Source organism: Saccharopolyspora karakumensis, assembly GCF_004349225.1.
Classification (GTDB): Bacteria; Actinomycetota; Actinomycetes; order Mycobacteriales; family Pseudonocardiaceae; genus Saccharopolyspora; species Saccharopolyspora endophytica.
The window spans coordinates 23,472-29,973 of record NZ_SMLA01000068.1 but is presented as its reverse complement, the minus strand read 5'-3'; the positions used below and the strand labels follow the sequence as shown (position 1 = coordinate 29,973).

General features: G+C 67.1%; 6 protein-coding genes. All 6 read right to left on the bottom strand.

The features are described 5' to 3' along the window. Positions 1 to 44: 44 nt before the first annotated feature. The 6 genes from E1202_RS27875 to E1202_RS27850 all read right to left on the bottom strand — a co-directional run bounded on the left by E1202_RS27875 (position 45) and on the right by E1202_RS27850 (position 6,428). The gene (locus E1202_RS27875) at positions 45 to 1,598 is read right to left on the bottom strand and encodes an AMP-binding protein (RefSeq protein ID WP_132686308.1); all 1,554 of its coding nucleotides are present in this window, start codon (positions 1,596 to 1,598) and stop codon (positions 45 to 47) included. A 31-nt stretch (positions 1,599 to 1,629) separates the two neighbouring features. Further along, positions 1,630 to 2,490 carry a nuclear transport factor 2 family protein gene (locus tag E1202_RS27870; RefSeq protein WP_132686307.1) on the bottom strand — a complete coding sequence of 287 codons (861 nt, stop codon included), beginning with the start codon at positions 2,488 to 2,490 and terminating at the stop codon, positions 1,630 to 1,632. Further along, positions 2,487 to 2,930, bottom strand: a complete 444-nt coding sequence (locus tag E1202_RS27865; protein ID WP_132686306.1) for a nuclear transport factor 2 family protein — start codon at positions 2,928 to 2,930, stop codon at positions 2,487 to 2,489. The genes E1202_RS27870 and E1202_RS27865 overlap by 4 nt, the downstream gene beginning before the upstream one ends. Positions 2,931 to 3,075: 145 nt before the next feature. Next, positions 3,076 to 4,194 (bottom strand): NDMA-dependent alcohol dehydrogenase, encoded by a 1,119-nt coding sequence (locus tag E1202_RS27860; RefSeq protein WP_132686305.1) that lies wholly within the window; start codon positions 4,192 to 4,194, stop codon positions 3,076 to 3,078. A gap of 65 nt (positions 4,195 to 4,259) precedes the next feature. Beyond that, positions 4,260 to 4,718, bottom strand: a complete 459-nt coding sequence (locus E1202_RS27855; RefSeq protein ID WP_132686304.1) for a nuclear transport factor 2 family protein — start codon at positions 4,716 to 4,718, stop codon at positions 4,260 to 4,262. 90 nt (positions 4,719 to 4,808) lie between these two features. Beyond that, positions 4,809 to 6,428 (bottom strand): flavin-containing monooxygenase, encoded by a 1,620-nt coding sequence (locus E1202_RS27850; RefSeq protein WP_132686303.1) that lies wholly within the window; start codon positions 6,426 to 6,428, stop codon positions 4,809 to 4,811. Positions 6,429 to 6,502 lie beyond the last annotated feature (74 nt).

The following is a 6,502-nucleotide window of genomic DNA, read 5'->3' as shown; positions in this document are numbered from 1 at the left end:
CCACCCGCCCGCTCACGTCCTCCGCCGACACCGCGGTCGACCGGTCAGACATGACGCCCCCGCCGGGCCCAGTAGGGCTCCCGCAGCGCGCGCTTGAGGATCTTCCCGGTCGGCGCTTTCGGCAACTCGTCGACGAAGTCCACGGAACGCGGCTTCTGATAACCGGCCAGGTGCCGGCGCGCCTGCTCGATGATGTCCTGCTCGGTCACGTCGCTGCCGGGCTTGGCCACCACGACCGCCTTGACCGACTCACCCCACTCGTCGTCCGGTACTCCGATGACGGCGCATTCGAGCACGGCGGGGTGCTGGGCGACGGCCTCCTCGACCTGGACGCTGAAGATGTTCTCACCGCCCGAGATGATCATGTCTTTCGCGCGGTCGACGATGAAGACGTAGCGGTCCTCGTCCCAGGTGGCGACGTCCCCGGTCCACATCCACCCGTTGCGCAGCGTCTGCGCCGTGAGGTCGGGACGGTTCCAGTAGCCGAGCATGTTCGCCTCGGACCGAACGATGATCTCGCCCGGTGTCCGCCCGTCCTGCGGTACGTCGCGTCCGTCGTCGTCGACGACGCGCACGGAGGTGCCGAACCCCTCGCGGCCGCAGGAGCGCAGCCGCTCCGGCCGGTTTCCCGCGAGAGCGCTCACGTGGTCCTCCTGGGAGAGGAAGCACATCGTCGAGCCCTCGGTCTGCCCGTAGCCCTGGATCAGGGTGCAGGGGAACGAGTCCAGGGACTGGCGGACGATGCTCGACGGCATCGGACCACCGCCGTACTGAATGTTGCGCAGGCTCGACAGGTCGTACCGACCGAAGCCCTCGACGGCCATCATCCAGTTCAGCATCGTGGTGATGCCCAGGAACGCCGACACCCGTTCTGCCTCGATGACCTCGAGCGCCTGCTTCGGTTCGAAGTTCACCAGCACCAACGGGCATCCGTGCTTGAGGTAGTTCATCGCCAGCACGACCGGGATGTGGTACATCTGGCCGGTCAGCATGTACACGTCGGTAGGCACGACGCGCTCGGCGACGGTCTGGTTGAGCATCCCGGCCGCAGCGCTGCGGTGGGAGTGCAGGGCGCCCTTGGACTGCCCGGTGGTCCCACCGGTGTAGAGGATGAAGAACGGATCGTCGTCGCCCACCTTCGACGACCAGTCGGGCTCGTCGTCCGAAGCGGCGTCCATCAGCCGTTCCAGGCTGCCATCGCCGTCGGCGCCGAACTCCAGCCAGTGCGGGATGTCGACGTGCCGCTGGAGCTCCGCGACCACGCCCGCCCACTCGGTCGAGCTGATGACCGCGCTGGGACGCGCGTCCCCGACGATGGCCACCAGCTCCGGGCTCGCCAGCCGCCAGTTCAGCGGCTGCAGCACCAGTCCCGCCCGGCCTGCGGCGAAGTACAGCGCCTGGTACTCGGCGCAGTTGCGCGAGAGCACCGCGACGCGGTCACCCGGCTTCAGCCCCAGAGCGACGAGGCCGTTGGCCAGCCGCCGCACCATCGAGTCCAGTTCCCACCAGGTGAGCCGGCGGTCGTTCGGGACGTCGAACACGGCGTGCTGACCGGGGCACAACGCGGCCCACTTGGCAGGTATGAGTCCCTGGTTCACGCTTCCGCTCCTCGTCGCATCAGTAAACACCTCAGTACGGGAGATCGAGCTGGACGTGGCGCTTGCTGAACCGCCACGCACCGCCGTCGTGCACGAGCCGGTCCTCGTACCGCGCGGTCGACAGAACGGTCAGCTTCGCGCCGTCGACGGAGATGAGCGTCAGGTAGGACTCGACGGACACCGCGGCCGCGTCGGCCGAGCGAATCACCGCGTTGGTGACGATGTGACGCCGCTGGTCAGTCTGCGAGGCCAGGGCATCCCGCATGAGCTTCACGATCGCGTCCCGGCCTTCGAACGGTCCGACGAGATCGCCGTCCTGGACGCGAAGGCTCATCACGGCGTCCTGCGTGAAGCAGTCTGCCATCGTGGTCATGTCGTTCTCGTCGTAGGCGATCGCGTACTTGTTGAGCACGTCCTCGATCGCTCCGCGGTCCGAAGGACCGGCGTCCGCCACCGGACCGGCCGCCATGGGCGCCGGCGTCACCGTCCCACCGAGCGCCTCGACCAGCGGGATCGGGTCGAAGTACTCGGCGAACCGGACGATCTTGTCGTCCCGTACGGTCACCCGCGCGACGTAGTTGTTGCGATAGGCCGCACCCGTCGCCTTGAACGACGAGTCCGACCGGTACTCGGCGACGTACTCCCCGTCCTCCTCCAGAGCCCAGATCCGATAGTCGGAGAAGTTCAGCGGCGTCGCCATCTGCGGGAGCGCCTGGTAGAAGTCGTCGATCGCGACCTGGCCCTCGATCGTGCGCGGGATGCCGTCCGGGGCGTACGGGATGTCCAGCCTGCCGTCGACGTGGAACAGCGGTGCGATGTCGTCGACGGCGAGCGAACCAACAGCGTCCAAGTAGGACTTGATCAGCGCTTTTCCTCTGTCCGAGCTGCTCATGCGTCGAATCCGTCCAGTTCGGGCGGGATCAGGGCAGAGATGACCCGCGATGCGATGCGCCAGCCGTCCGGCGTCGCGACATAGCCGTCCTCGTTGAGAGCCACGGCCTTGAACCTCGCTCCGCTGTTCGTCTGCCCCTCGGAGAACACGTAGTTGGTCCCGTGCGCGCGATCACTCGAGTCGAACTCGATCACGTGGTTGGTGATGACGTGGAACTGGCTGGCGATCGCTTCCGCGTCGCGCTCGAAGAACGCCCGGATCTGCTCGTGCCCTTCGAAGCGCTCCAAACCGACAGCGGTGGCGTCCCAGACGGCGTCCTCGGTGAACGCGGACAGGGCCTCCTCCGGATCGAACCTGTCCAGACCGCGCGCATAACGATGCGTCGCCTGGATGATCTGCAGTTCGGCGGCCGTCGTGGCAGGAATCTGCGTGCTGGTCATGTGATCCGTTTCCGGACTGGCGAGTCCTGGCGGAAGTGGCGGTCTTCGGTGCTGGGCGACGCCGAGGCGGAGCGATTCTTCGAGAGCGGTTGGCCGAAGTCGTGCGAAGCGACCATCGGCGCGAGCCCAGCCGCGCACTGCGGCCTCAGTCGTAGACGATCACGCCGCGAATGTTCTTCCCCTCCCGGAGGTCCTGGAACGCGGTGTTGATGTCCTCCAGGGAGTAGGTGCGCGTCACGAGTTCGTCCAGCTTGAGCTCGCCCCTGCGGTAGAGGTCGGCGATGAGCGGGATGTCGTTGCGCGAGTTGGTGCTTCCGTACAGCGTTCCCTGGAGCCGCTTGCCGGACATGGCGAAGGTGAACAGGTCGATCTCCACGTTCCGCTGGTGCACGGGTGCCGCTGCGGTCAGGACCACCGTGCCGCCGCGTCGGGTCATCGCCTGCGCCGGTTCGAGGAGTGAGCCGTGCGCGACGCCCACCGTGATCAGGACCCGGTCGGCGCCCTGCCCGTTGGTCATCTCCGAGACCAGCTCCGCGGCCTGCTCGGCGGTTTCCGCCGTGTGCGTCGCTCCGAACTCGGGGGCCCGTTGGCGTTTGTACGCCACGGGGTCCACGGCGATGATGTTCTTGGCACCCCGATGACGAGCACCCTGCACGGCGTTCATGCCGACGCCGCCGACTCCGAAGATCACCACGGTGTCGCCGAGTTGCATGTCGGCGGCGTACGCCGAGGAGCCCCAGCCGGTCGGCACGCCGCACCCGATGAGCGCCGCCTTCTCCAGCGGGATGTCCTTGTCGATCTTCACCAGGGCGTCCACCGGGACAGTCACGTACGGCGCGAACGTTCCCAGGTAGGACATCGCTCCGACGCCCTTGCCCCTGGCGTGGATGCGATGGGTGCCGTCGGGTGAGGTGCCACCCAGCACGCCCGCGCCGAGAGCGCACATGTTCGAGCGTCCGCTGACGCACATGGTGCACCGGCCGCACGAAGGCAGGAACGAGCACACCACGTGGTCACCCACCTCGAGCCCTTCCGCGCCGGGCCCGATTTCGGTCACCACACCGGCCCCCTCGTGCCCGCCGAGGATCGGCGCCCAGGGCAGCGGGATGTCGCCGGTGTCCAGGTGGTCGTCGCTGTGGCAGATGCCGGAGGCTGCCAGCGTGACCGTGGCCTCCCGCGCCTTCGGCGGGTCGAGTTCGATCTCCTCCACCGACCAGCCCGAGCCGGTTCCCGGCTCCCACAGGAGCGCGCCTTGGGTCTTCATGTCTTCTCCTCGTGTGAAGGGATGAGCAACGCCCGCGCGTGAGCGCGAGCGAAAGTAGCGGGATCTCAGCTGATCGGCTCGGGCAGGATGAAGGTGTGATGGACGTCGGTCTCGCGCCGGGCGAGCAGCCACCTGCCCGATGTCCGCCGGAACTCGTCCCGGTAGGTGGCGGCCGTCTGGGTCCAGTCGCCGTCCGGTCCCTGGGCGAAGGCGTGGAGATCGACCACTGCGGTCGCTGCTTCGCCGTCCACGTCGATCAACGCGTTGCTCGACCAGTGGTGCGTGGCGCCGAACTGGCCCCACATCGCCTCGGCCGCTTGGCGGATTTCGTCGCGGCCGGTCACCTGATGCCCAGGACCGGCGGACCAGACCGCGTCCGGCGTCCAGATCGCGGCGAAACCGCTCGCGTCGCGCTTGTCGAAGGTGTGGAAGTACCGGTGCACCACGCGCCGGATGGCTTCGACGGCCTCGATCCGGTCGATGCGCGCAGTGATGTCCGCCGTGGCTGGTTCGGTTGCCGTCATCCTCGGTCACCCCGCTTTCTTCCTGGCCGGCCGGGATCTGCCCGGCGCTTCGGTGCTCGGGCGCGCTGGTGCCCGAGCACCGCGGAAGGCTCACGAGCGCTGCAGCGCGAATCCTTCGTAGCCGTTGGCGGCGACTTCGTCGCACTTCTCGCGGTAGGGCCCCACGCCGCCGATGTAGGGCATGAAGACGCGCGGTTTGCCAGGCACGTTCGCACCCATGTACCAGGAGTCCGTCTTGGTGAACAGCGTCGCCTCACCGCACTCCTGCACGTGGTCCGACCACTGCTTCTCGGCGGATTCGGTCGGTTCCACCACGCTGAGCTCCTGCTGCGACATGTGCGACAGCAGGTCCGTGATCCAGTCCACGTGCTGCTCGATCGACACGATCATGTTGCTCAGCACCGAAGGACTGCCCGGTCCGGTGATGGTGAACAGGTTGGGGAACCCTGTCGTGGTCAGCCCGAGGTACGTGCTGGGGCCCTCGACCCATTTGTCCCGCAGGGAGAGCCCGTCCCTTCCCACGACGTCGATGGACAGCAGAGCGCCGGTCATCGCGTCGAAACCGGTCGCGAAGACGATGCTGTCGAACTCGTACTCCCGCTCGGTGGTGCGCACGCCCTTCTCGGTGATCTCCACGAGCGGGGTCACCCGCAGGTCTACCAGGTCGACGTCCTCGCGGTTGAACGTCTCGTAGTAGCCCGTGTCCAAGCACGGCCGCTTGGTCCCGAAGGCGTACCCCTTGGGGCAGAGGATCTCCGCCTTCTCCGGGTCGCGCACCATTTCCCGGATCTTCTCGCGCACGAACTCGGCCGCGGTGTCGTTCGCCTGCTGGTCGACCAGCAGGTCCGTGTACGCTTGCAGGACACCGGTGAGGTTGCCCCGGTTCCACCGCTCCGTGTACTTGGCCTGGCGTTCGTCGTCATCGACCTCGAGAGCCGACTGGGTGGGCGGTTCGACCGCGATGCCGAAACCCGACATCCGCCCCTCTTCCCGGATCTGCGGATACGCGGACTTGATCCGGGCTACCAGCTCATGGTCGATGGGGCCGTTGAAGGTCGGGAGGCTGAAGTTGGCGGTGCGCTGGAAGACGGTGAGGTGATCGGCGCGCTCGGCCAGGATCGGGATGGCTTGAATTCCCGACGACCCGGTGCCGATCACCGCGACCCGCTGACCGCTGAAGTCCACGCGCTCCTCGGGCCAGTGCGAGGTGTGGTACCAGTTTCCGGTGTAGTTCTCGATCCCGGGGATCTCGGGCAACTTCGGCTTGGACAGGCACCCCACCGCCATGACGCAGTACCGCGCGGAGACCTCATCGCCCTGGTCGGTGCGCACGGTCCAGCGGGACGACTCCTCGTCGAAGCGGGCCTCGGTGACCTTGGTGTTCAGCACGATGTCCGTGCGCAGATCGTGCCGATCGGCGACGTGGCTGATGTAGGCGTGGATCTCGGGCTGGCTGGGGTACTTCTCGGTCCACTCCCACTCCTGCTCGAGCTCCCGGTCGAAGGAGTACGAGTAGTGCATGCTCTCGACATCGCAGCGAGCCCCCGGGTACTTGTTCCAGTACCAAGTTCCCCCCACGTCGCCACCGGCCTCGACGACCTTGGCGCTCATCCCGAGCCGGCGGAGCTTGTAGAGCATGTACAGACCGGAGAAACCGGCACCGACCACCACAGCGTCGAGTTGTGCGGGAATGTTCCTCGTGTCGTTCATAAGAACCCGTCCTCGCAGAATTTCGGTTCATCCGTTGGGATTTGTCGGGGCCGTCATTCGGGCGCAACCGGGTG

What these genes read in the sequence shown, in the direction of transcription:
- E1202_RS27870 (WP_132686307.1), bottom strand. Translation starts at nt 2,490, where the DNA reads ATGAGCAGCTCGGACAGAGGAAAAGCGCTGATCAAGTCCTACTTGGAC.
- E1202_RS27865 (WP_132686306.1), bottom strand. Translation starts at nt 2,930, where the DNA reads ATGACCAGCACGCAGATTCCTGCCACGACGGCCGCCGAACTGCAGATC.
- E1202_RS27860 (WP_132686305.1), bottom strand. Translation starts at nt 4,194, where the DNA reads ATGAAGACCCAAGGCGCGCTCCTGTGGGAGCCGGGAACCGGCTCGGGC.
- E1202_RS27850 (WP_132686303.1), bottom strand. Translation starts at nt 6,428, where the DNA reads ATGAACGACACGAGGAACATTCCCGCACAACTCGACGCTGTGGTGGTC.
- E1202_RS27855 (WP_132686304.1), bottom strand. Translation starts at nt 4,718, where the DNA reads ATGACGGCAACCGAACCAGCCACGGCGGACATCACTGCGCGCATCGAC.